This window comes from Sinorhizobium sp. 7-81, assembly GCF_030124405.1.
Taxonomy (GTDB): Bacteria; Pseudomonadota; Alphaproteobacteria; order Rhizobiales; family Rhizobiaceae; genus Sinorhizobium; species Sinorhizobium psoraleae.
On sequence record NZ_JASKLT010000009.1, the window covers coordinates 46,318 to 70,283 of the forward strand.

26 protein-coding genes are annotated in these 23,966 nt (G+C 63.2%); 17 read left to right on the plus strand and 9 right to left on the minus strand.

All coding sequences use genetic code 11. The annotated features are described in order from the left end of the window. Positions 1-313: 313 nt before the first annotated feature. Positions 314-1,201, minus strand: a complete 888-nt coding sequence (locus QN224_RS24505; RefSeq protein WP_283978736.1) for an NmrA/HSCARG family protein — start codon at positions 1,199-1,201, stop codon at positions 314-316. A gap of 99 nt (positions 1,202-1,300) precedes the next feature. On the opposite strand from QN224_RS24505, the gene QN224_RS24510 reads away from it, so the two are divergent. The 8 genes from QN224_RS24510 to QN224_RS24545 all read left to right on the plus strand — a co-directional run bounded on the left by QN224_RS24510 (position 1,301) and on the right by QN224_RS24545 (position 7,575). Beyond that, positions 1,301-2,251, plus strand: a complete 951-nt coding sequence (locus tag QN224_RS24510; protein ID WP_283978737.1) for a LysR family transcriptional regulator — start codon at positions 1,301-1,303, stop codon at positions 2,249-2,251. Between the two features lie 168 nt (positions 2,252-2,419). Beyond that, on the plus strand, positions 2,420-2,833 hold the full coding sequence (locus tag QN224_RS24515; protein WP_283978738.1) for a hypothetical protein: 414 nt from the start codon (positions 2,420-2,422) through the stop codon (positions 2,831-2,833). A 220-nt stretch (positions 2,834-3,053) separates the two neighbouring features. Continuing rightward, a complete protein-coding gene (locus QN224_RS24520; RefSeq protein ID WP_283978739.1) occupies positions 3,054-4,553 on the plus strand; it encodes a multicopper oxidase family protein in 1,500 nt (499 codons plus the stop codon). Positions 4,554-4,572: 19 nt separating this feature from the next. Then, the gene (locus tag QN224_RS24525; protein WP_283978740.1) at positions 4,573-5,013 is read left to right on the plus strand and encodes a DUF411 domain-containing protein; all 441 of its coding nucleotides are present in this window, start codon (positions 4,573-4,575) and stop codon (positions 5,011-5,013) included. A 9-nt stretch (positions 5,014-5,022) separates the two neighbouring features. Further along, positions 5,023-5,148, plus strand: a complete 126-nt coding sequence (locus QN224_RS24530; RefSeq protein WP_283978741.1) for a hypothetical protein — start codon at positions 5,023-5,025, stop codon at positions 5,146-5,148. Next, positions 5,145-5,621, plus strand: coding sequence for a cytochrome c (locus tag QN224_RS24535; RefSeq protein ID WP_283978742.1), 477 nt, complete (start codon positions 5,145-5,147; stop codon positions 5,619-5,621). Before QN224_RS24530 ends, QN224_RS24535 begins: the two co-directional genes overlap by 4 nt. An 11-nt stretch (positions 5,622-5,632) precedes the next feature. Then, a complete protein-coding gene (locus QN224_RS24540; protein ID WP_283978743.1) occupies positions 5,633-6,325 on the plus strand; it encodes an SCO family protein in 693 nt (230 codons plus the stop codon). 179 nt (positions 6,326-6,504) lie between these two features. Beyond that, complete coding sequence (locus QN224_RS24545) at positions 6,505-7,575, plus strand: D-alanine--D-alanine ligase family protein (RefSeq protein ID WP_283978744.1); 1,071 nt, start codon at positions 6,505-6,507, stop codon at positions 7,573-7,575. Positions 7,576-7,642: 67 nt separating this feature from the next. Here QN224_RS24545 and QN224_RS24550 read toward each other — a convergent pair whose 3' ends face one another. Beyond that, positions 7,643-8,539, minus strand: coding sequence for a LysR family transcriptional regulator (locus tag QN224_RS24550; protein WP_283978745.1), 897 nt, complete (start codon positions 8,537-8,539; stop codon positions 7,643-7,645). A gap of 253 nt (positions 8,540-8,792) precedes the next feature. On the opposite strand from QN224_RS24550, the gene QN224_RS24555 reads away from it, so the two are divergent. Beyond that, positions 8,793-9,200 carry a RidA family protein gene (locus tag QN224_RS24555; protein WP_283978746.1) on the plus strand — a complete coding sequence of 136 codons (408 nt, stop codon included), beginning with the start codon at positions 8,793-8,795 and terminating at the stop codon, positions 9,198-9,200. Positions 9,201-9,293: 93 nt separating this feature from the next. On the opposite strand, the gene QN224_RS24560 is transcribed toward QN224_RS24555, so the two are convergent. The 4 genes from QN224_RS24560 to QN224_RS24575 form a co-directional block, all read right to left on the minus strand. Beyond that, positions 9,294-9,683, minus strand: a complete 390-nt coding sequence (locus QN224_RS24560) for a YkvA family protein (protein ID WP_283978747.1) — start codon at positions 9,681-9,683, stop codon at positions 9,294-9,296. Between the two features lie 489 nt (positions 9,684-10,172). Next, entirely contained in the window at positions 10,173-12,227 is a 2,055-nt protein-coding gene (locus QN224_RS24565) for an SMc04171 family calcium-binding repeat protein (RefSeq protein WP_283978748.1), read from the minus strand. Between the two features lie 301 nt (positions 12,228-12,528). Then, positions 12,529-12,849: a low affinity iron permease family protein gene (locus QN224_RS24570; protein ID WP_283978749.1), complete on the minus strand. Its 321-nt coding sequence runs from the start codon at positions 12,847-12,849 to the stop codon at positions 12,529-12,531. A 153-nt stretch (positions 12,850-13,002) separates the two neighbouring features. Then, complete coding sequence (locus QN224_RS24575) at positions 13,003-14,115, minus strand: acyltransferase (protein WP_283978750.1); 1,113 nt, start codon at positions 14,113-14,115, stop codon at positions 13,003-13,005. 287 nt (positions 14,116-14,402) lie between these two features. On the opposite strand from QN224_RS24575, the gene QN224_RS24580 reads away from it, so the two are divergent. Then, positions 14,403-14,849 (plus strand): AAA family ATPase, encoded by a 447-nt coding sequence (locus tag QN224_RS24580; RefSeq protein WP_283978751.1) that lies wholly within the window; start codon positions 14,403-14,405, stop codon positions 14,847-14,849. Positions 14,850-15,033: 184 nt separating this feature from the next. Here the strand turns inward: QN224_RS24580 and QN224_RS24585 are convergent, their stop codons facing one another. Both QN224_RS24585 and QN224_RS24590 read right to left on the minus strand, forming a co-directional pair. Continuing rightward, positions 15,034-15,687, minus strand: coding sequence for a glutathione S-transferase family protein (locus QN224_RS24585; RefSeq protein ID WP_283978752.1), 654 nt, complete (start codon positions 15,685-15,687; stop codon positions 15,034-15,036). 208 nt (positions 15,688-15,895) lie between these two features. Then, positions 15,896-17,302 carry a PLP-dependent aminotransferase family protein gene (locus tag QN224_RS24590; protein WP_283978753.1) on the minus strand — a complete coding sequence of 469 codons (1,407 nt, stop codon included), beginning with the start codon at positions 17,300-17,302 and terminating at the stop codon, positions 15,896-15,898. 120 nt (positions 17,303-17,422) lie between these two features. On the opposite strand from QN224_RS24590, the gene QN224_RS24595 reads away from it, so the two are divergent. The 4 genes from QN224_RS24595 (at position 17,423) to pdhA (ending at position 21,065) form a co-directional block, all read left to right on the plus strand. Beyond that, entirely contained in the window at positions 17,423-17,845 is a 423-nt protein-coding gene (locus QN224_RS24595) for a cupin domain-containing protein (protein ID WP_283978754.1), read from the plus strand. Between the two features lie 15 nt (positions 17,846-17,860). After that, positions 17,861-18,316 carry a carboxymuconolactone decarboxylase family protein gene (locus tag QN224_RS24600; RefSeq protein ID WP_283978755.1) on the plus strand — a complete coding sequence of 152 codons (456 nt, stop codon included), beginning with the start codon at positions 17,861-17,863 and terminating at the stop codon, positions 18,314-18,316. 494 nt (positions 18,317-18,810) lie between these two features. Further along, positions 18,811-19,722: an NAD(P)-dependent oxidoreductase gene (locus tag QN224_RS24605; RefSeq protein WP_283978756.1), complete on the plus strand. Its 912-nt coding sequence runs from the start codon at positions 18,811-18,813 to the stop codon at positions 19,720-19,722. Between the two features lie 374 nt (positions 19,723-20,096). Continuing rightward, positions 20,097-21,065, plus strand: coding sequence for a pyruvate dehydrogenase (acetyl-transferring) E1 component subunit alpha (gene pdhA / locus QN224_RS24610; protein ID WP_283978757.1), 969 nt, complete (start codon positions 20,097-20,099; stop codon positions 21,063-21,065). A 78-nt stretch (positions 21,066-21,143) separates the two neighbouring features. On the opposite strand, the gene QN224_RS24615 is transcribed toward pdhA, so the two are convergent. Continuing rightward, a complete protein-coding gene (locus QN224_RS24615) occupies positions 21,144-21,758 on the minus strand; it encodes a helix-turn-helix domain-containing protein (RefSeq protein WP_283978758.1) in 615 nt (204 codons plus the stop codon). 263 nt (positions 21,759-22,021) lie between these two features. Between QN224_RS24615 and QN224_RS24620 the strand changes: the two genes are divergently transcribed. From QN224_RS24620 to trxB, 3 genes are read left to right on the plus strand one after another with little or no spacing between them, the layout of a single operon-like run. Then, positions 22,022-22,540, plus strand: coding sequence for a DUF417 family protein (locus tag QN224_RS24620; RefSeq protein WP_283978759.1), 519 nt, complete (start codon positions 22,022-22,024; stop codon positions 22,538-22,540). Positions 22,541-22,597: 57 nt separating this feature from the next. After that, entirely contained in the window at positions 22,598-22,753 is a 156-nt protein-coding gene (locus QN224_RS24625) for a DUF1127 domain-containing protein (protein WP_100674904.1), read from the plus strand. 55 nt (positions 22,754-22,808) lie between these two features. After that, positions 22,809-23,807, plus strand: a complete 999-nt coding sequence (gene trxB / locus QN224_RS24630; RefSeq protein WP_283978760.1) for a thioredoxin-disulfide reductase — start codon at positions 22,809-22,811, stop codon at positions 23,805-23,807. Positions 23,808-23,966: the final 159 nt, after the last annotated feature.

The window sequence follows — 23,966 nt, forward strand, 5'->3', positions numbered from 1 at the left end:
AGACGCCGGCGCGCTGGCAGCAAGTCCCCCGCGTCTGCGCTTTCCCGAAACCCGAGTCATTTACGGCGCCGACGCGCCGTGGCCTCGGTCCCTGTGACAAGCACAGGGATGACGGGCGGGAGGGGCGGCCGCATCATTGCGCGGCCTTTCTCGTACCTGGTTTGCTGGCTGGCAGGCACCGAGCAACACCCTCCCCCTCACTCCTGTGCTTGTCACAGGAGTCCAGCAGCGCCGCGTCCACGGCGCAGAGGACTTTCACGTTCGATCGCACTCTCTCTGACGAGCACGGGAATGACGATTGCCGCAGAGGAACTCAGGTTTGCGACGAAGTCCGCTCCAGAACACTCCAGTCGAAAGCGCGCGCCCAGTCGGCAAAGCCGTGCCAACGGACGTCCGGAAAATCCCGGTGCAAGGCGGCGATATCGACGTCGTAGCCGGCGCGGTCGAACCATTCGAACATGAGCGCCGCGTCCTCGCTCTGCTGGCGCGCCGCAGCGATCGGGATTTCCTGGTAGTCGATCGGGCGACCGACGGCTTGCGAGAGGATTTTCGCCTGCTCCTCGCCGGACAGCTCGTCCCCGGCGATATCGAAACGCTTGCCGAACACATCATCGCGCCGCTCGACCAGGGCGGCGACAAAAGCCCCTATGTCGGCCAGGGCTACCAGCTGGAGGGCGCGTTTGGCGGGTAGCGCAAAAGCATACGTGCCCTGGCGCAGCGCACCGATCGACCACGGCGCGACGATATTCTCCATGAAGGCGACCGGCGCGCTGATGGTGTAGGGAATGCCGAGCCCGGCGACATGCTTCTCGACGAGGTACTTGCTTTCGAAGTGCGGGATGCCCGTCTTCTTGTCAGCATCGGCAACGGATGAATAGATCAGGTGCCCGACGCCGGCGGTCTTTGCCGCATCGGCGGCAATGATCCCTTGGCGGGTCTCCTCCTCCGTCCCCGCCTCGTAGCTGTTGCCCATCAGGAACATCGTGTCGACGCCGCCTGCGGCCCTCACGATGGAGGCCGCATCGCCGAGATCGCCGGCCACGACGTCCGCACCCGCCGACGCCAGCTGCCGCGCGGCATCGCTGTCAGGCTTGCGCGTCAACGCCTTGACGCGGTGTCCTCTGGCGAGCAGCGAATGCGCGACGGCGCCTCCCTGCTGGCCGGTCGCGCCGGTAACGAGAACGTTTCGTTTGGTGCTCATGTGTCTGCTCCTTTTTTTTCCACTGGAGCAAAGTTAGGGCCTGCCACATTGATCCATAATAGCCTATAATTGGGAAACTTTGTCCCGTGGCTCGATACAATGCTCGATCTCAACGATATCGCGGTGTTCGCCTGCGTCGTCGAAGCCGGCAGTTTCACCGCCGCCGCGCGCCTGCTCGGCATGCCCAAGACGACCGTGAGCCGCCGCATCGCCGCGCTCGAGCGCGAGGTCGGGGTCCGTCTCATTCAGCGCACGACGCGCAGCCTCAACATGACCGACGCCGGCCGTCTCTACTACGAGCAGAGCAGCCAGGCGCTGCGGACGATAGAGGAAGCAAATCTGCGCCTCGCGGAAGCGAGGGCGGAGCCGTCAGGCACAATTCGCATTTCCGCTCCCGTCGGCTTCGGCGGCCATTTCCTGACCCGCGCCGTGGTCGACTTTCTCGCGATCTATCCGAAAACCAAGGTCGAACTGCGCCTGACCGACGATAGCCTCAACCTGGTCGAGAACGGCATCGACCTCGCCTTCCGCACCGGTATTCTCGCCGACTCCACGCTGATCGCCCGCAAGCTCGGCTCCACGCACAGGCTCCTCTGCGCCAGCCCGGACTATCTCGCGCGATGCGGAGTGCCGGAGGAACCGGCGGACCTCACCCGCCATCAGTGCCTCATCGCAGGTCCGTCGGCAGCCAGCGCCCACTGGATGCTGGACGGACCGCATGGCCAGCAAACGGTCACCGTGGCCGGACGCTTCGCCGCCAACGAAATGCAGGCGGTGGTTGCCGCCGCGATCGCCGGTTACGGCATCGCGCAGGTGCCCCAAAGGATGGCCGAGGGACTTATCGATGACGGGCAGCTGCGCCGCGTTCTTCACGACTACACGACGCCGGCGGGCGGCCTCTATGTCGTCTATCCGAGCAGTCGGCACCTTTCGCCGCTGGTCAAGGCATTCATCGAGCTTGCCGCGGAGCGATGGAGCGCCGCCGGAACCGGCGAGGCTGACAAGGAAGCGGCCGAATCCACTCCCGGCAATTCCAGGAAAAGTGTGTAGCGGTTTCCGTCGGGAATGCGTCGTTTCAAGAGTTGGATCCTTTCAGCGCTTCAATGAAAAAGGCATGTCGCCCAAAAGCGTCCAATGTGTTTCGGGCTGGCTGCGGTTTCGGGCCGGCTGCGACAGCCTGTAACTGGACATGCCGCGAAAACGGAATAGCATGAGGGCATGGAGAGACTTGGCCGCATCCTTGCGATTGTCCTGTTCGCGGTATTTGCCGCGGGCACTGTCGCGCATGCAGCGAGTGCGACGCGCATGTCGTTTGCAATGTCCCCCGCGGCGATGGCCGCCGGAAACGTGGACCGCGGGCACATGGCCGCCGGGCACATGGGCGCGGGAGATATGGGCGCGGGAGACATGGGCGCGGGAGATATGGGCGACTGTGATGGCTGTCCGCCCGGTGACGACGGCAAGGCCTCGCTCTGCGTTCAGGCCTGTCTTGCGCCTTTCATCGCGGTTCCCGCAGCCGCGGGCTTCGAGCTTCCCCTTATGGCAGCCGATGTTACCGCTTCGCCGGCAGAAGAATTGACCGGCCTCATCGGCCCGCCCGAGTCTCCTCCCCCTCGAACCATTATCCTTTAGCCGGGCACGCCCGGTTGCCGGCGCCAACGATCATGCGTGGCGGATCCGTCCGCCGCCAGTGGTCGCGGCTCGCATGATGCCTTCCGGCGCCATGCGAAACACCACTACGGCGCCGCGCGTCCAGTCGGACGCGCCAGGCTCGCTGTAGCACTTTGAATCGCTGCATGAAATCGATCCCGATTTAAGGAATCATGCAGTGGCTTTTCAGGATGATTGAACCATGTCCCGCTATCCTGCTCCGGCGCTGACGCGTCGAGCCCTTCTCGCATCGGCGGCCGCAAGCGCGGCCGGCGCGATGCTTCCTCTTTTGCCGGCCTCGCCGGCCACTGCCGCCACGCGCGACGTCTCGTTGCGGCCCGCCGCCGGGCGCCTCCGGCTCGTGAGCCCCGGCGAGACGGCCGCCTGGTTGTACAACGGCGCTGCTCCGGGTCCGGAGATCCGCCTCCGCCAGGGCGAGCGGCTGCGCGTCACGGTCGACAACGCCCTTGCCGAAGAAACGACGGTCCACTGGCACGGCCTGCGCCTTCCAAACGCGATGGACGGCGTGCCGCACCTCACCCAGAAGCCGATCGGCGCGGGCGAACGCTTCGTCTACGAGTTCGACGCGATCGATGCCGGCACCTTCTGGTATCACCCGCACCAGAGGAGCTCCGAGCAGGTCGGGCGCGGGCTTTACGGCCCGCTGATCGTCGAGGAACCGGAACCGCTGCGCGTCGATCGTGACGTGACCTGGATGCTCGGCGACTGGCGGCTGACAAAGTCGGGCGGAATCAGCGAGGATTTCGGCAACCGGCACGACATCCACCACAATGGCCGCGTCGGCAACACGGTGACGATCAACGGCCGCCTGCCGGACGGTTTTGCCGTCCGGCACGGCGAGCGCATCCGCCTGCGGCTGATCAACGCCGCCAACGCCCGTATCTTCAGCCTCGATTTCGCGGGCCACGAGCCGATCGTGATCGCGCTCGACGGCCAGCCGGTCACGCCGCATGCGCCGGAGAAAGGGCTGGTGGTTCTCGGTCCGGCGATGCGTGTCGACCTGATCCTCGACATGACGGGCACTGCCGGCGGCCGGGACGCGGTCACCGACCGGTTCTATGAAGGGCTGGAATACAAGCTCATCGATCTGGTCTACGACGGCACGCCCCTGAGGGAGCGCGCGCCGGACTGGCCGCTCGCCCTGCCCGCCAACCCGCTGCCGGAACCGGACCTCAAGGCGGCATCCCGCAACGAGGTCCTCTTCAGCGGTGGCATGATGGGGGAAATGGTGGCTGAGGAGATGGGGGAAACCATGGGCGGTGAAATGATGGGCCCGGGCGCGCCGGGCGGCAGGATGAGCCACGCGCATTCGATGACGGCAGGGATGATGCGGATGATGAACTCCGGCGCCGCCTGGTTCATCAACGGTGTCGCCGCCGACGAGTCCGGCCACGACATGAAGCCGATGTTGACGCTCGAACGGAACAGGAGCCACGTGATCGCCATGACCAACGCCACCGCGTGGCATCATCCGATCCACCTGCACGGTCATTCGTTCCGGGTGATTTCCCGCAACGGCCAGGCCACCCGTCATCGCGAATGGCAGGACACGGTGCTCCTCTCGCCGCGCGAGAAGGTCGAGATCGCCTTCGTCGCCGACAATCCCGGCGACTGGATGTTCCATTGCCACGTTCTCGAACACCAGACCGGCGGCATGATGGCTGTCTTCCGTGTCGCCTGACAATCTGAAAGGAAAAGCAATGTCCAAGATTCTGAAAGCCGTCGTCCTCGCCTCCGTCCTGTTCGGCGCCACCTCGGCGCTCGCCGGCGAAAAGGACGTGACACTCTACAAGACTCCCGAATGCGGCTGCTGCGAAGGCTACGCCGACTATCTGCGCGAGAATGGCTTCGACGTGACCGTCAAGCCGACGCATGATCTTGCCGCGATGAGCCGCGAGGCCGGCATTCCGGACGAGTTCCACGGCTGCCACCTCTCCATGATCGACGGCTATGCGGTGAGCGGCCACGTACCGATCGGCACGGTCAACAAGCTGCTCACCGAACGGCCCGACATCAAGGGCGTGACGCTCCCCGGCATGCCCATGGGTTCGCCCGGCATGAGCGGCACCAAGGAAGGCCCCTTCGAGATGCTGGAGATCAAAAAATCCGGCGGCGTCGGCGGCGTCTACGCGAGCGAATAGGAGGTCGCGATGATGGACGGCATGGGCGGCATGATGATGTTCGGCATGGGTCTGGTCTGGCTGCTCGCCGTCATCGTGCTCGCCCTTGGGGCGGCGGCGCTCGTCAAGTACCTGTTCTTCGGCGGCGGCAAATGAGAAGGACATCCGTGCTTTTCGCAGCGCTCGGCGCGGCTGCGGCAGGTCTGGGGCTCGCCTGGGCTTGTCCCTTTTTCGCCGCTCCGCCCTTTCTTGCCGCTCGGACGGCAGGCGGCGATGCCTCGGCCGCCACGATCGCGCTCGGCAAGGCGCTCTATGCCGAGCGCTGCGCCGCCTGTCACGGCGCCAAGCTCGAAGGTCAACGGGACTGGAAAAGCCCGCTGCCTTCGGGCCGCATGCCCGCCCCGCCGCACGATGCATCCGGCCACACCTGGCATCATCCGGATGGCGTGCTCTTTCGCATTACCCGGGAAGGACCGGCGGCGGTTGTCGGCGGAGGCTACCAAAGCGACATGCCGGGCTTCGGAAGCATCATGAGCGATGACGAGATCCGCGCCGTGCTCGCCTTCATCAAGAGCACCTGGCCGGAACAGGAGCGCCAGTATCAGGCGGAAATGACCCGTCGCGAGTAAGGAGAGTGATCATGCGCCCGCAGCGCCGCGCCAACCCGTTTCTTCTGACGGTTTTCCTGCTGGCGGCCCTTGTCGTGCCGGCCGTCGCCCACCATCCGGGCGCCGACCTCGACAAGCTGATGGGCAGCGAGGAGAAGTTCTTCCAGGTGATAGACAAGCCGGCACCGCCTTTCGAACTCGCCGACGCAAACGGCAAGGCGGTTCGCCTTTCCGACTTTTCCGAAAAGATCGTGGTGCTCTATTTCATCTTCGCGAGCTGCACCGACATATGCCCGGTTCATTCCGAGGTGATCGCCGACATCCAGAAGAAGATCAACGCCACGCCGTTGAAGAACCGGGTGCAGTTCCTGGCGATCACGACGGACCCCGCCAAGGATACGCCTGACGTGCTGAAGGCCTATGGTCCGGCGCATGGGCTGGATGCGCGCAACTGGATGTTCCTGACCACGCGGCCCGGCGAGCCGGAGGACAGGACGCGCAAGCTGGCGGAAACCTACAATCTCCGCTTCGAGCCGGTCGAGGACGGGCAGCAGATGCACGGAATCGTCACCCACGTCATCGACCGGGGCGGACGCTTCGCCGCCAAGTTTCACGGCCTGCGCTTCGACCCGCAGAACATGGTTCTTTATCTCGAGGGCCTCGCCGACCCTTCAAAATCGCTGGAGCCCGGCCTGTGGGGCAGGCTCAGGTCGCTGTTCCAATAGGCGCGACGATCAAGCGACAGGCCCGAGAGCGCTGCCAAGCGCTCCGTCTTTCCTGTGACGAACACAGGAGTTAAGGCGGGATGGATCACAGCGCTTTGAAATCGCCCCAATCTCCTTAAATCGGTCGCGATTTGAGGAAATGCAGGAGGCGTTCAAAACCCGATTCCCTGGAGCCTTTCATGGCCGTTTCCTCGAACAGACTGCGCATTGCCGTGCTCTTTGGCGGACGCTCCGCCGAGCATGACGTTTCGGTGCTTTCGGCAACCAATGTCATGCGGGCGCTGGAGCCGGAAAAATACGATGCCGTTCCGGTCTTCATCACCCGCGAGGGACAATGGCTGTTGAGCAGCTTTACGGATGGCACGCTCGCAAAACCTTCGGGCGGCACGGAAGTCTGCCTCGTGCCGGGCGGCAAGGGGCAAATGCTGGCGATCCCCGCCGATGGCGCGCCCTATGCGCTGCCGGAGATCGCAATCCTCTTCCCGGTGCTGCACGGCCTTCATGGCGAGGACGGCGCGGTGCAGGGGCTTGCGGAGGTGGCGCGCGTGCCGCTCGTCGGCTGCGGCATTCTCGGTTCCGCCACCGCGCTGGACAAGGACATCGCCAAGCGCCTCCTGAACGAGGCAGGCGTCCCAACGGCCCGGTCCGTCACGATCCATCACGGCACGGCCCCGACCTTTGCCGAGCTCGAGAGCGCTCTCGGGCTTCCGCTTTTCGTCAAGCCAGCCCGGCAAGGCTCCTCCGTCGGCGTGAGCAAGGTCGCGACCGAGCGGGACTATACGGCGGCGCTTGAGGAGGGCTTCAAACACGACCGCAAGCTCATCGCCGAGGAATTCATCCGGGGCCGCGAGATCGAGCTGAGCGTGCTGGAAGATACCGAAGGCGGCCTCTTCGTTTCCCGCCCCGGCGAGATCGTGCCGACCGAAAGCCACGGTTTCTACAGCTACGACGCCAAATATATCGACGAGCATGGCGCCGCCCTGAAAGTGCCGGCGGAGCTGCCGGAAAAGGTCGAAGCCGATATCCGCGCGGTGGCCGCAAAGGCCTTCCGGGCGGTCGGCTGCGACGGCATGGCCCGCGTCGATTTCTTCCTGACGCCGGACATGCGCTTCCTCGTCAACGAGCTCAACACCATTCCCGGTTTCACCGATATCAGCATGTATTCCAAGGCGATGGCGGCAAGCGGCGTCGGCTATGCCGAGGTCATCGACCGGCTGGTGGCACACGGGCTGGCGCGCGCCGGTCGCTAGAGCAATTTCAGGAAAAGTGTAACGGTTTTCCCCTCCGGGATTGCGTCATACGTTAGCCCCGCTCACATCACGTCCCAAGCTCTTCGACCATGAGATCGATGAAGCGCCGGACGCGGGGCTCCAGCAGGCGCTTGTTGGGATAGAGCGTCACGATCTTCGCGTCGTCGGCCTCGAGGTCGGACAGAACCTGCCGGAGGCGGCCCGCCGCGAGGTCCTCCGCGACCAGGAACTCCGGCAGAAACGCAATGCCGAGCCCTGCGATGGCGGCATCCCGGATCGCTTCTCCGCTGTCGAGCCTCAGGCGGCTGCGACCCGGCGCCTTGATCCAGGCACCGCCTTCCCCGCGAAAGCGCCAGCTTTGCCTCTGGTTGCGGCTGCTGAAGATCAGGCAGTCGTGGGCGGCGAGATCATCCATGTCCATGGGCTCGCCGCGCGCGGCAATGTAGGATGGCGAGGCACAGAGCACGGCCCTGTACCGGGCGACCACGCGGGAGACGAGCCGCGTGTCCGAGGTCGTGACCCCGATCCTTACCGCCAGATCGAAGCCTTCCTCGACGAGGTCGGCCACGCGATCGGTGAAGCTCACCTCGACCTGCATCTCGGGCCAGGTCTGAAGATATTTCCTGATCAGCGGCAGGACCACGAGCCGCCCGAAGGCATCGGGAACGGTGAGCCGCAGGACGCCTCGCGGCGTGCCGCTGCGCCCGGCTACGCTCGCCTCCGCTTCGTCGATCGAGGCAAGGATCTCCAGCCCGCGCTCGTAGAACATCCGCCCTTCGTCGGTGAGGCTCAGCGTTCTTGTCGTGCGATTGAGGAGGCGCGCGCCGAGCCTTTCTTCCAGGCGGATGACGGCTTTTCCGGCCGCCGACCGGGAGAGGCCCATGGCCTGCCCTCCGGCAACAAAGCTTCCTGCATCGACGACGGCCATGAAGACCTGAATATCGTTCAGATTCGCACGCAGCATTACGCAACTCCAGCAACTCGGGCGTGGCAGAGGCTTCATACTGCCGAGCGTACCTATAGTACGACCTGTCGATGCAATCGATTCAAGGCTTCGGATCGGCAACCCCGGACAAGGCGCAGGCTGCGTCGCGCATTTCGCTTCTGTATCGACGTCCATTCGTCAATCAACCGGCTATGGATACCAGCACCTCGTGGCGGACGCTTGCAGCTTCGAGCCACCGCCGCGGCGCTTTTACAACGACAGGAAAACGAAAATGGCACAGTCACTTACGCGTTTGAACCCGCCCACCCTGCCCGATGCCGGTGCCCTCGGCTATTCGCAGATCACAACCGTGGAGCCGGGCCGGCTTGCCTTCATTTCCGGGCAGGTTGCCTGGCGGCCAGGCGGCGAGCCCGCGCCGGACAGCCTCGCGGAACAGGCGGAACTCGTCGCCGCCAATGCGAAGGCAGCCCTCGATGCCATCGGCGCGTCGCCGGAAGACCTCGTCATGGTGCGCGTCTACATGGTCGACTTGACCCCCGGGCGGATCGAAGAGGTGATGCCGCATCTCACCGCCATGTTTGCCGGTGCACAGCCGAGCCTGACCGGCATTGGCGTTGCCGCCCTCGCCGCGCCCGACTTGCAGCTGGAGATGGAAATGGTCGTTCGACTGCCCTCGTGAGCGGTCGCCCTCCGGACAACGGGTTTCCGTTCGGAATTGCGTCGTTTCAAAGAGTTAGATCATTTCGTTGATTCAAGGAAACAATGAGATGATCTAGCGCACGGCGGTTGCGCCAACCACCATCCAAAGGAGCAGGGCCGCGAGCAGAACCCATATCGCGATGATCGCGATCATCCCGCCTCGACTGACGGGCCGCTCCGTGCGTTTCGTTGCTTCGATGCGCAATTGCGCCAGAACGTCGGCCGGGATCAGCTTGATCACGGCGATGATGCCGAGCGGGACGATGACGAGGTCGTCGAGATATCCAAAGGCCGGAATGAAGTCCGGTATCAGATCGATCGGCGACAAGGCATAGGCCGCGACCGCCCCGGCGGCGAGCTTCGCATACCAGGGAACACGCCGGTCACGCGCCGCGAGCCACAGGACGACGACGTCCCGCTTGATGCCCCTTGCCCATGTCCTTGCCCGGTCCAGCCACTGCATGTTCGCTCCCGCATGTTTCCTTGGATCCTAGCCGATTTAGGTCAAAGACATGCAGCAATTCCAGGTGCGACCGCATCCTTCGCGCGTCGGGTCACAGCACACGACCGTGGCGGACTGCGCCTCCTCCGATGCGGTACGGCAAGGCTTCTCCGTTCCTCATTCCTGTGCTTGTCACAGGAATCCAGCCACGGCGCGTCCGCGCCGTGAATGACCCCGTCTCGCAGCAACGCAGAAGCAGCCGGAGTTGCGGTTGCGCCTTAATCGCGCGCACGATTCTCTCGCGCCCAAGGACTTGGGCGCGCTGGATTCCTGTGACAAGCACAGGAATGAGGAGGGTGAGGTGAGCGTCCGCCAAACGCAAGTACGCTACTGTCGTGGACTACAGCGCCGCGCGTCTTAACAGACGCCCAAAGGACGCCGTAGCACTTTGAATTGCTCCATGTTTTCGGTGAGGATTTGAGGAAACATGCAGTCGGCAGGCCACCGGTTTCAGACGAAGTCGAAAATCACGTCGTTGGCGGAGAGCGCCGCAAGCGAAACGCCTTCGATCAGAAGCCCGTGGGTGTCGGAGCCGTTGAAGGCGACGTACACGCCGGAGTCCGTCTCGGTCGAGGCTGCGATGAAGCTGGCGTAATCGTGAATACCGGTACTGTCCTCAGCGGCGGAAGAGAACGCGATCACGTCGCCGCCCCTGGTGTCGAAGTCGCGGATCCGGTCGATACCCCCCTGGCCCGGGCTTTCGGTCGACCAGAGAAACGTGTCCGCGCCGCTGCCGCCGACCAATATGTCGGCGCCATTGCCGCCGCTCAACATGTCATCGTGGAGGCCGCCGGAGAGGAAATCCTCACCATCGCCGCCGAACAGCCGGTCGTTGTCCGAGTAGCCGCGCAGCTCATCATTCCCGCCCCGGCCTTCGAGAAGGTCGTTGCCGCCGAGCGCATGGAAGGCGTCGTTGCCGTCTCCACCCCGCAGAACGTCGCTCCTGATCCCGGTCGAGACGCTGAAATCCTCCACATTGGCAAAGGTCAATCCGGTCTGAGTGGCTCCGCGCATCGCGTCGAAATCGGCCGCATCCGCAAGCGCGCCGAGGTTCAGCTGCAGCAGGTCGCGCCCTTCGCCGCCGTCGACCTCTCCCCTGAAATAGGCGATGAACGAGTCGTTGCCGGCGCCTCCGAGCATGACAGATCCATCGCCCAGACTGCCGCTGCCGGGCGTGGCGTCCCTGATCCAGTCGTCGCCGGCGCCGCCATCGAGGGTGTCGCTGCCGCCATCACTGGCGAGCGTGTCCTTGCCGTCGCCGCCGAAGGCCACGTCGTTGCCGACGCCCGTCGATATCGTGTCGTTCCCTCCGCCGCCATCGATGCGGTCGTTGCCGCCTTCACCATTGAACCAGTCACCACCGGCCCCGCCCTCGAGGCGGTCTTCGCCGGCGCCGGCGTATACGACCAGATAGGCGAGATTGCCGGCGATTACCGTGTCGTTGCCGCTGCCGAGCGCAACGCTCGCCTGCTCGATGCTGCGGAACACCATTCCCGTGTGCGCGCGGCCAGCCGCGAAATCGATGGTGGCGTCGCTCGTGCGCACTCTCTCCTCGATCCGCATCCAGTCCTCGCCAAGCCCGCCGTCGATCTCGGCCGAATAGAGCGTCGTCGTGATGCCGTCGTTGCCGTCGCCGCCGAAAAGGCGGTTGGCGCCGCGCCCGTCGACGATCAAGTCGTCCCCTGCCCCCGCGTCGACGACGTCGTTGCCGGCTTGCGTCCGGATGACGTCTCCAAGGGCGCTTCCCTGGATGCGGTCGTTTCCGCTCCCGGTTGTCAATTCGATGCGCTCGACGCTGTCGTGCCGGAAGAAAAGATGCCGCTCGTCGATCGTCTGGTAGCCGAGGATGGCGTGGCCGTTCTCGCCGTTGAACACCACCGGACCCGAGGCCGCGGAGAGATCGATCGCCAGCACATCGTCGCCGCTGCCGCCGAAGACGGTGCCGCCCGCTTCGACGAGGACGAAACGGTCGTTTCCCTCGCCGCCGTCGAGGCGGTCGTGGCCGCCTGTATTGGTGATGATGTCACGCCCGGCTCCGCCTTCGACGACATCGTCGCCGGCTCCGGTCGAGATGGTGTCGCCGCCCGCCGTGCCCTTGATGCGGTCGTTTGCGCTTCCCGCCGAGAGCCTCAGCCACTCCGTGTCGTGGAAGAAGATGTGCCGTTCGTTCGCGCCGCCGTATCCGATGATGCCGTGACCGCTCTCCCCGTTGAACTCCAGCCGGTCGGAAGTCATGGAGAGATCGATGATCAACCCGTCGTAGCCGACGCCTCCGGTAACGGCGCCACCCGTGCCGATGAGAACGATCTGGTCGTCGTCGGCACCCCCGTCGAGGCGGTCGTAGCCGCTCGAACTCGTCAGGACATCGCGTCCGTCACCACCGTCGACAAAGTCGTCGCCGCCACCCGCATCGATATCGTCCCAACCGGGCAGAGCCCAGATGTAGTCGGTTTCGTCGGAGCCTCGCAAAATGTCATTGGTGTAGGAGCCTGCAATCCTGGCCATGTCGTCACCCTCCGCAGCCTGCTTGGTGCAAATATAATTTCAATATTCAACTATAACTTTGACATGCCTGTGAACGTATACATGTGCGACACGCCTAGCAACGCGGAACTTATTTGGCTATTGCCTGCAATTTGCTTTGAAAATTATATTAGAGCGGATAGATATAACTGTATGCTAGACTTAAGATCTTCACCATTTCGTTGAAACGGTGAATGATCGGTTTGTTCTGGACGCATGCCGTGGATGGCGCGCTCGCGCAGCGCGGCCGTGACCCGCCTTGCGGGAGAAGGCGCACGAGTGGCTAGCTGTTCGTCTGCCTCTCGTCTTCGATGTCTTCGGGTTCCTTGTCGTCGATCTCCGCGAGCCTGTTCGGCGCCCGCTCGATGGAATGAATCAGTCCGTCCAGTTTTGCGTGGATCGCCTGGGTGTCGCCGTGCTCGGCGCGCTGGATTATCAGCGTCATGACCCACACGACAAGCGTGGCGAGGCCATGCATGTCGAAGGTCTCGGGCTCAAGGATCAGCCATAGCGCGCCGTAGGCGATGACGACCAGAAACGCTTGAGGACGAGCGGTCGCAGCCGCCAGTGCGCTGAGCGAACGCCGTATCGGATCTTCTATCATGGAGAACCAAACGGCCAAGCCGGCTTTGGGTTCCGAGAGATCGTTCACGCTTGCAATGACGGCCGGCGCAATGGGCCCGGTCTCCGCCTTGAATGTCACTGGTTGGAAGCGGCAGGGCGCGCTTGGCGGCGGCGCTGCAGATGTTCCGCCACGTCACGTGCCGATCAATAAGCGTGAATGTTTGCCAAGCAGCCTGCGCGACAGGAAGATGATCGCCAGGCAACTGAGTAATCCGAGACAGAAGATGATGGCTCCTCCGCCGATCAGGTTCCAGATCGAATCGGGTGAAGTAAAAACCGCGGACGCGATTTTAAGAAATCTGCGATAAATGAAGCCGTGCAGGAGATACAGTCCGAAGGCGGTCGAAGCGATTGTGTCCAAGGGGCGTGCAAGCATGACGGGGAGGCCCTCGCACGATCGCCAGAGCCAGACCAGCAAGATAGCGCCAAGCGAGAGCTTCTGGACAAAATGCACGCTCTCCCGCAGCGACGTCGGCCCCCATTTATCTATCCCGTATGTGTACAGGAACCAGAGCAAAACCGTCGTGACGGCCGCGACGACGCCGAACACCGGCAGATATCGGGCGATCGCGCCCAACCGTTCCTCGAGTGCCTCACCTATGTACAAGCCGATGATGTAGGTGCCGGTGAAGAAGATGCACATAGAAACCGTAATGTTGGTTCCTGTCCGTGAGAAAAAGAGCGGCAAGACAACGGCCGCAATCAACATCGGGTATCTCGCGGCAGTGCCAAGCAACTTGTAAAGGATCGGACTGAGCACCCAGAGCATCAGAATGACCGGGATATACCAATACGTGTTTTGAGCTTCGCCCCAAAGAACGTTGTATGATAACGTCTTCGCGAAGACGATAAAATCGTCAATTCCGACAACGTCCGTTGATCGGAAGAAAATCAGCGTCGAGAAGAAGATAGACATCGCCAGATACGGAACGCCTATATTCCAGAGTCGTTGCTTGTAAAAATAGAGTGCTGGCCTGCGTGAGAGACGTGCTGAGAAAATTATTGCCGATATTACTGCCAAATACATCGTTGCATCATGAAAAAGAATGTCGTTAATGATCAAGAAGAGGTTCGATGGAGGAACTTGCTCATCGAACCCCCGCATCATGAAGACACGACATGCATGCAGAATGAGAATCTGAAGAATTGCTACTGCACGAAAATAGTGGATATAGGCGAGGCGCTCGCTCGTGAAGGGCGGGCTGTGTAGTTCAACCGCAGAAACACTGGCGCTCAGGGCGGTCAAGCGCAACATCCTACGAGAGATTTTCAGCCGGTGAAGAAAGCAGCAAGTAGATCGGCTGCCGTCGTTCCTCAGCCCTCAACCTATGATTATGTCACCGGCCGGTACATTCTTGCAATGGGAGTAAGACCTTTGCCAGCTCGCATCGGACTTAGGTCGGATGGATAAAGGCTGGCGGATCCGCCCTGGAAACCAGGCGGTAGCGAAGGAAGGCCCCTTCCCGTGATAGCTGTCATTCGAATGCTCGCAGGTACTGGTATCTATTGCCGCACAACGCGAGTGGAGGAGCGATGATCATTCATTTGAACGGGTGGCCCGGTGTCGGGAAACTCACCATTGCTCGTCACGTTGCAGAACGCCTCGATGGACGCTTGCTGGACAATCACGCCATCTATAATCCCGCGTTTTCGCTAGCAGATTTCCGCTCGCCGGAGTTCTACGCGCTGGTCCGCAGCGTGCGAGATGCCGCTTTCCAGAGGGTCGCCGAAATTTCCCCCACTGTCCCCGTAATCATGACCAACGCCTATGGGCGCTCGGAGTGGGCAGAGGAAAACTGGCGCATCATTCGTGATCTCGCGAACCGACGCGGCTCCCGGTTTTTTGCCGTGACGATCACCTGCTCTGCTGAGGAACATCTCAAGAGGATGGCCTCCGAAGATCGCAAGCCTCTCGGCAAGCTGACCGATCGGCGGGAATTGCCGGCAGTGCTTGGGCCCCTTGATGGAGGACGGGGCTGAACATCTGCTGCGGCTCGATACGACGGATATTGCGCCCGAGCAGAGTGCGGCACTGATCTGCGACTGGATTCAAGAGGTTCTGTCTTCGCCCGGATGCTTCGGTTCCGTCACTTGACAGCTACGAAGGAGACGCACGCCTTCGTCGCCTCACGGCCCCGGAGCAGGCCCCGGAGCGGGCCCCTTGTCAGCCGGTCGAGGCGGCGGTGAAAACCGCCAACTGAGCGTCGAAAGCACGCTTGTATGCGGGCCGCGCTTCAGCGCGGGCGACATAGGCGGAGAGGTTCGGATATTCCTCCAGCATGCCCGATCCCTTTTTCAGCCTGAGCAGCACCGTCACCATCAGCAGGTCACCGGCGCTGAACGCACCGTCGAGCCAGTCGGCATCGCCAAGGCGAGCGGAAAGTTTCTCCAGCCGATTGCGGATGCTGTCCTCAAGGTACCGCAGGCGATGCTCGTACCAAGGCTTGTCGCGCTCAAGGATCATGCAGAGGGCGCGGTCGAAAACCGGCGGCTCCACCGTGTTGAGCGCGGCAAACATCCAGGCGATAGCACGCGCCCGGGCATTCGCGTCGTCTGGCAGCAGGCCTTGATGGCGCTCGGCGATATGGAGCACAATCGCCCCCGACTCGAAGAGCGCGAGATCGCCTTCTTCATAGGTCGGAATCTGCCCGAAAGGTTGAAGCGCGAGATGCGCGGGTTCCTTCATCGCCTTGAACGAAAGAAGACGAACGTCGTAAGGCTGGCCCGCTTCTTCGAGCGCCCAGCGAACGCGCATGTCACGCGCCAGACCCTTGCCGCGATCGGGCGAGCGTTCAAAGGCGGTAATCGTAATCGTCATCGTTGTTCTCCATGGCTTGTCCGTCTTTAAGACGACTGGCTGGACGAGGTTCCGACACCCCATGAGATAATCCTTGCAGCTCGAACATAAGCTCAAGATTACGTTCCTGCTGCTGCTGAGCGTCAGCCTTCTCCGCAAGGCGGTCGCGATGGAAGGCTCACCTCCTTGAAGCAGCGCCGGTCGCGCGCTCCGCCATGCTCCCGCGCCGTCACGTGAACCGCCCTATGATCCCGAGCAGGCGGTCGCAGGATCTCGCGAGCTGCCTTTGCGGGGCCGTCGCAAGGCCCAGCAGCAGGCCGGATTGCGCGGAAGCCGGCGACGCGTACCAGACCGAGAGCGGTGCCGGGGCCATTCCGAACGCCCCCGCTTCCCTGACAATGGCAATGTCCGGCGCGCCGTCCGGCAGGCGCAGCAGCACGGCCAATCCGGCGACGGTCACCTCGCCGGCGGCCGGCGGAAGGCATTTCAGCAAGGCGTCGCGTTGGGCGGCATAGACGCGCTTCGTGCGTCTGAGATGGCGCATGTAGTGGCCTTCGCGCATGAACTCTGCGGCCGCGAGCTGCACCGCCGGACCGGGGGCCGGCGCGAGACAGGCCGCGACTTCCGCAAAACGGGAGGCGAGCGTCGGCGGTGCGATGAGAAAGCCGAGCCGGAGCGCCGGGCTGATGGTCTTGCTGAAGGAGCCGATGTGAATGACGCGGCCGGCGCGATCGAGCGAGGCGAGTGCCGGTGCTGCGCGGCCATCGAGCTGCAATTCGCTGAGATAGTCGTCTTCGATCACCCAGGCCTCCGCCTGGGCGGCCCAGTCGAGCAGGCGCAGCCTGCGGGCCAGCGACAGGGTGGGCCCGAGCGGCGCCTGCTGTCCCGGGGTCGCGACGACCAGCGCCGCATCCGGGGCATGGCGGATGCCGTGATCGACATCGATGCCGTCGACATCGACGGGGATCGGCACGGGCGACAATCGCGCGAGCTCCAGCCCGCGCCGGGTGAACGGGAAGCCCGGCTCCTCCATCCAGACCTTCCGCCCCTCGAGGCCGAGCACGCGCAGCGCCAGTCCGAGCCCGCTCGCATATCCGCCGGTCATGATGACCTGGGACGGCGAACACTCGATGCGGCGCGCGACCGCAAGATAGGCGGCGATCTCCCGCCGCAGGTCCGGTTCGCCGCGAGGGTCGGGATAGATCGCCGGCGCGCTCGATTCCGCGCGGACGGCCTGCGCGCGGATCCTGGCGAAGAGTGTCGCGGGAAAGGTCTCCTGCGCGGGCACGCCCATCTGGAAGATCGCCGGGCCCGCCGTCATCTCGATATAGCGCTCCATGAACGAGCCGGGATCGGGCGGCTGCTCGACCCGGGCAATGGCGGCCGGCTGATCCGCGACGCGCGTTCCGCCCGCGCGCGATGCGACGATGAGCTGGGCGGCGGAAAGCTTTTCGTAGGCCGAGCGCACCGTGCCGCGGGCAACGCCAAGCTGGGCCGCGAGATCGAGCCAGGAGGGCAGACGTGCGCCGGGGGCGAGCACGCCGCTTTCGATCGCGGTGCTGATGCCCTTGCGTATCTGCTCGGCCAGTGGCGTCTTCGCGGACCGATCGAGTTCCAACTGCAGCGGCTTGTCCATGCTTCCGTAGTACACGATTTTTGCCGGTTCTTGGTCCTTTTTTTAGAACCAGCAAACCGGCATTTCTAGGAGGCAAGGCAAAAACGCCTTCGTGACCAGACGCAAAGGAGAACCGTCATCATGACCATACGATCTTTGATTGGCGCCACCGCCGCCGCCCTCGCAATCGCCACCGCAATTCCTGCCGCAGCGCATGACCTTGGCGAAACCGTTACGCCCCACTTCGAAAAGGCGATACCGAACATCCCGGGCAAGAAGCTGAGCACGCTCATCGTCGACTATGCGCCAGGTGGGGCCTCGCTCCCGCACAACCACGCAAAGTCAGCCTTCATCTTCGCCTACGTCCTCTTCGGAGAAATCGAGTCGAAGGTAAACGACGGGCCGACGCAGACCTATCGCGCCGGCGAGAGCTGGTACGAGCCGCCGGCGTCCGCTCATCTCGTCAGCCGCAATGCAAGCAAGACCAAGCCCGCAAAGCTGCTCGCCGTCATCGTCGCCGACAGCGACGAAAAGGAACTGACCACCACCATCAAGCAAGACTGACTGGGAACAAAACACATGAGCAAGCGTCTCGACTACAACCAGATCGCACCAGCCGGCGTCAAAGCCTTGGGCGGAGTCTACGGCTACATCATGCAGAGCAGCCTCCCTCCTGTCCTGGTCGATCTGGTCTATCTTCGTATCTCGCAGATCAACAACTGCGCCTACTGCCTCGACATGCACACCCGCGACCTCATGAAGAAAGGGCAGAAGATCGAGAAGATCGCACTGGTGCAGGCGTGGCGCGAAGCCGGCAATCTCTTCGACGAGCGTGAGCGGGCCGCCCTCGCCTGGGCCGACATGGTCACGCGCGTTGCCGAGACCAACGTACCGAACGAAGCCTACGAGGCCGCGCGGACCGCGTTCGACGAGCGCGAACTCGTCGATCTCACGATCGCGATCGGCCTGATGAACACCTACAACCGCATGGCGATCAGTTTCCGCAATACGCCACAGGCGGCACTGGAAAGTTAGGACGGGCGTATCTCGAAATGCACTAAGAGCTTCTATGGAAAGTGCGTAGCGGTTTTCCGCCAGGAATGGCGTGTTTTCCACCGGTTACATCCATTTCGCGGATTCACCACACGGCATGCGCCGTAGCGTAACGGGTTTGGCGCATGCCTTTCCGCCCCTCATCCCTGTGCTCGTCACAGGGATCCAGCAGCGCCGCGTCTGCGGCGCGAAAGACTCTCTTCAGCCCAAGGACTTGGGCTGGCTGGATTCTTGTGACAAGCACAGGAATGAGGCAGGAGGAGATGCGTTACCGTACCCGCGACCAATGAGGCCGCACGTCTTCGGGTTCCACAGTACACGACAGAAGCGTAGTGGCATTGGCGGATACTTTTTCTCCCTCATTCCTGTGCTTGTCACAGGAATGAGGGTCACGGGAGAGCCCGCTATACCGCAACTGACTAGGCTGCCACCGTGCAGCCGAAACCATGAAATGCCCTCGAACCAAGGAGTTGGCTATGAAGATATTCATCGCAGGTGCCACGGGTGCCGTCGGCTTGCCGCTGGTGCGGGCGCTCACGACGCTTGGCCATCAGGTGACCGGCATGACGCGTCCCGGCCGTGGGTCGGATCGTCTGCGCGAACTCGGGGCGGCGGCGTCTTTCGCCGATGCCTTCGACCCAGAGGCGGTCCATAAAGCGATCGAGGCGGCAGCACCGGACGTGGTGATCGACCAGCTCACCTGGCTTCCGGCCAACCCCGCCGACATCATCAAATCGATGCCAAACGATACCCGCCTTCACCGCGAGGGCGGCGCCAATCTCATCGCCGCGGCCGAAAAGCTCGGCGTCGGCCGCTACATCATGCAGTCCCGCGGCTTCTATCTGGAGGCCCCGGCAGGTGAGCTCGCCGGCGAGGCCGCGAGGCTCAGATACGACGCGCCCGGCGAGATCGGCGAGAGCACGCGCACCATCGGCGCCTATGAGGACCGGGTGCTCGCCTCGCCGCCGCTCGACGGCGTCGTGCTGCGCTACGGCTTCTTCTATGGCCCCGGCACCTGGTACCGACCGGAGGGAGCCATCGCGGATCAGGCCCGAAAGGGAGAGTCGGCGATCATCGGAGAAGGCAACGGCGTCTGGTCGTTCGTGCACATCGACGACGCGGTCGCCGCGACCGTCGCATCGCTTAACGCCGAACCGGGCGTCTATAATGTCGTCGACGACGATCCCCTGCCCGTCGCCGAATGGCTGCCGGCCTTCGCCCGGTGGGTCGATGCGCCGGAGCCCAAGCGCCTGAGCGTGGAGGACGCGCTGAAGACGGCCGGCGAGGAAGCGGTCTACTACCACACCCGCCTGACCGGAGCGTCCAACCGCCGGGCGAAGGAAAAACTCGCCTTCGTGCCACGGCCGCTTCTGTGGAAGGGTGCCTGATGCCGTGCCACCCTGCAGCGCCGCGCGTTTTCAGACGCACGGCGCTGTAGCAATTTGAGCGGCCGCCGCACCAGATCGGGCCGACGCTCTCGGACTGCAAGGCGCGGGCCGGGTTGGAACATAGATGCCCGCTTCCGGAAAAATGAACTATCATGGCGCCAGCCATCCCTCTGCGCTGACTGGCGTGATCGCGATGGCCAAGGATTACCAGCTCGGACGTGTCGCAATTCCACGACAGGGACATGGCCCGGCGGGGAGCTTCAGGCACGGCGTCGCAAGTTTCATCGAGTCGCAAATACACCTGCCCCGCAGGATCGGACTGTCCTCGGCTCCTGTGCGGAGCATGCTGAATTGACACACGATCGGAGACAGCCATGGCACCGAAATTCGGCAGGGATAAAGAGCTGCATGCCTATCGCGAGATGCTGCTGATCCGCAGATTCGAGGAGAAGGCCGGGCAGCTCTATGGCATGGGCCTCATCCGTGGCTTCTGCCACCTCTACATCGGCCAGGAAGCCATTGTCGTCGGCATGCAGATGGCGACGAAAGAGGGCGACCAGGTGATCACCGGATACCGGGATCACGGCCACATGCTGGCCTGCGGCATGCACCCGAACGGCGTCATGGCCGAGCTGACAGGGCGCCGCGGCGGCCTGTCGAAGGGCAAGGGCGGCTCCATGCACATGTTCTCCAAGGAGAAGCACTTCTATGGAGGTCACGGTATCGTGGGCGCTCAGGTATCGCTCGGCACCGGCATTGCCTTTGCGAACCGCTACAGGGAAAACGGCAATGTCTGCCTGACCTATTTCGGCGAGGGTGCTGCCAACCAGGGCCAGGTCTACGAGAGCTTCAACATGGCCGCGCTGTGGAAGCTGCCGATTGTCTATGTGATCGAGAACAACCGCTATGCCATGGGCACGGAAATGAGCCGCGCCTCGGCCCAGACCGATTTTTCCAAACGCGGCGTGTCTTTCGCCATTCCCGGCGAGCCGGTGGACGGCATGGACGTCCGCGCCGTCTGCGCAGCCGCTCAAAGCGCCATCGAGCATGCCCGCACCGGCAAGGGCCCGTACATCCTTGAGATGCATACCTACCGCTACCGCGGACACTCCATGTCGGATCCGGCAAAGTATCGCTCGAAGGATGAGGTGACCCGCGTTCGCGAGGAGCAGGATCCGATCGATCTGGTACGCCGGCGTCTGCTGGAGAAGTGGAAGCTGTCCGAGGACGAGCTGAAGGCGATGGACAGCGAGACGCGCGAGACCGTCAACGCAGCGGCCGATTTTGCCACGAATGATCCCGAGCCTGATCCGTCGGAACTCTATACCGAAATCCTGCTCTGACGTCGTGAGGTGTTCGCGCCTGCGACAGGCTCTCGGGCCTCCGCCCTGCAAGGCCGGACGCCGGTGGGAGGACCAGGCTCAGGAAGCCTGCGTTCGCTGTCCTGCATCCCCTCCCCGGGTTGACGGAACCCGCTCTTCGGCCGCGAGCAACTGGCCTGCCATGCGTTTGGCCTGCCGGGCAGGCTCGGCGATCCGGGTCATCTGTGCGACGGCCATCGCGCCCTCGTGCAGCAGGTTGATCTCGGCCGCGATCCGCTTCGGCTCCGCAAACCGCGCCGCATGGGCGAGTTCCTCAAAATAGGCGATTGCCAGGCGCTTGTGCATCACGGCAGCGCGGAACACGGGATTGACCGTGTCCTTATGCTCCCCCGCCGCGCTCACGAACATGCAGCCGCGGAACTGCTTGTCCCGAACCGAGGCCTCGAGGAAATCGAACGTCGTCAGGAGGCGCTCGACCGGATCGCTCGCATGCTGCTCGACAAAGGCACGCATGGCGTTACGGTCCTCTTCGTCGCGCCGTTCGAGCGCTGCCAGGATCAGGTCTTCCTTGGTTTCGAAGTGCCGGTACAGCGTCGTCTTGGCCACCCCCGCCTCGGCGATGATCAGGTCGATGCCCGTCGCGTGATAGCCGTGCTGGTTGAACAGCCGGAGTGCGGTGTCGAGCAGGTGGTCCCGGATTTCCGAACGGCGCATTATCGTCCTCACAACACGTAACAGATCTGTATCTTTTCTTAGCGGTGGCGCAAGGCAAATACAAGGGGCTTTCTGAGGCGCGGCTGACGGTACCCCCAAAGTGAAGAGTTCCCTAGGGAACAAGGCCGGAGATCTCTTCAGAACCCGCTCTTGCCAAACGATACAGATCGGTATATTTCTTCTTTCGTTCGATACAGATCGGTATCGTTTATCCCGCGTCAACCGGGCGGATCGCCCACCGCGGACAACCCAAGGAGAAGACAATGCCTCGTGTTCCTAGCGCCCACCCGCGCGCACAGGCTCGCGCCGCTTCCCTCGATCTGGCCGAGCACCACGGCCGGACCGTCAGCGCGGCGGGCCTCTATGTTTCGCTGGTCGTGATCTATGGCTGGTTCGGCGGTATGAAGTTCACCGCTTATGAAGCGGAAGGGCTGACCGGCCTGGTTGGCAACAGTCCGCTGTTGAGCTGGAGCTACTCCCTCTTCAGCGTACGGGACTTCTCGAGCCTTCTCGGCTTCCTCGAACTCAGCATCGGCGCCCTGATCGCGGCACGGCTCGTCAACCCGGTTTACTCGCTCGTCGGCAGTTTGCTCTCGGCCGGGCTGTTCGCGACCACGCTCAGCTTCATGGTGACGACCCCGGGAGTCACCGTGCCGGAGCTCGGCTTTCCGGCGATCTCGGTCGCTGCCGGTCAGTTCCTGCTCAAGGACATCGGCCTGCTCGCCCTCTCCCTCTGGATTGCCGTCGACTCGCTCACGGCGCTCCGCTCAACCAACGCTTGACCAAAGCCACCATTCCCAGATCGGCCGTGCCGGTCGGTTCAACGAAAGGAACATCCCATGTATCTGACCTCTGTTCTGTCTAAAATCCGCGCCCACCGGCGCTATCGCCGGACCCTTCGAGCGTTCACGCAATTGAACGACCACTTGCTCGAGGATGTCGGCATTTCCCGCAACGAAATCGATGTCATCGCGCGCCGGCAATACGACCAATGAACCCCGAGACTGCGTCACGGCTGATCCCAGACGTGACGCAGAAGGAGATCACCTCATGAACACGCATCATGCCAGGGTCCTGATCATCGGGGCCGGACCGGCCGGTTATACCGCCGCCATCTACGCTGCCCGCGCCAACCTGAAACCGCTCCTCGTGACCGGGCTGCAGGCAGGCGGCCAGCTCACGATCACGACGGATGTCGAGAACTACCCAGGCTTTGCCGAACCCGTTCAAGGCCCCTGGCTCATGGAGCAGATGCGGCAGCAGGCGGAGAATGTCGGCACCGAAGTGGCGTACGATATCATCACCTCCGTCGATCTCTCCGAGCGCCCGTTCCGTCTCAAGGGTGACTCCGGCGACATGTACATCGCCGATGCGCTCATCATCGCGACGGGAGCCCAGGCCCGCTGGCTTGGCCTTCCCTCCGAGAAGACATTCAATGGATTCGGCGTCTCGGCTTGCGCGACCTGTGACGGCTTCTTCTACAGAAACAGGGAAGTGGTCGTTGTCGGCGGCGGCAACACAGCCGTGCAGGAAGCGCTCTACCTGTCGAACCTTGCCTCCAAGGTCACGGTCGTTCATCGCCGCGATCGTTTCCGCGCGGAGTCGATCCTGCAGGACCGTCTCCTGGCCAAACCGAACGTCGAAGTGATCTGGAACCACGTCATCGACAAGGTTATCGGCGAGCACGAGCCGAGGAAGTCGGTGACCGGCGTTCGGATCCGTGACGTGAAGACGGGCGACGTGAAGGAGCTATCCACGCACGGCCTTTTTGTCGCGATCGGACACGATCCGGCAACGGCGTTGTTTCGCGGCCAGCTCGACATGGATGCGGACGGCTACATCAAGGTTGGCTCCTGGTCGACGAAAACGACTGTCCCCGGGGTGCTGGCCGCCGGCGATGTCATCGACCCGGTATTCCGTCAGGCCATCAGCGCCGCCGGCATGGGATGCATGGCGGCTCTCGAAGCCGAGAAATTCCTCGCCGAGCATTCACCCGAGCCGGTCGCCCGGGCGGTCGAGCCGCGCGAAGCGGAGATGGTTGGAGCGTAAGTGCAGGGGATCACCGGCGACGCGAAGGCCTCCTGAGGAAGCGCGGATCCGCCCGCAGTTCATCTGCAAAGGTCCGTGCTTCCCGACGCCTTCCGGATGCCCTTGCATTCGAACGGCGCCGGAGTGACAACCGGTGTCCGGCAGCTGCCACTGCCTCCT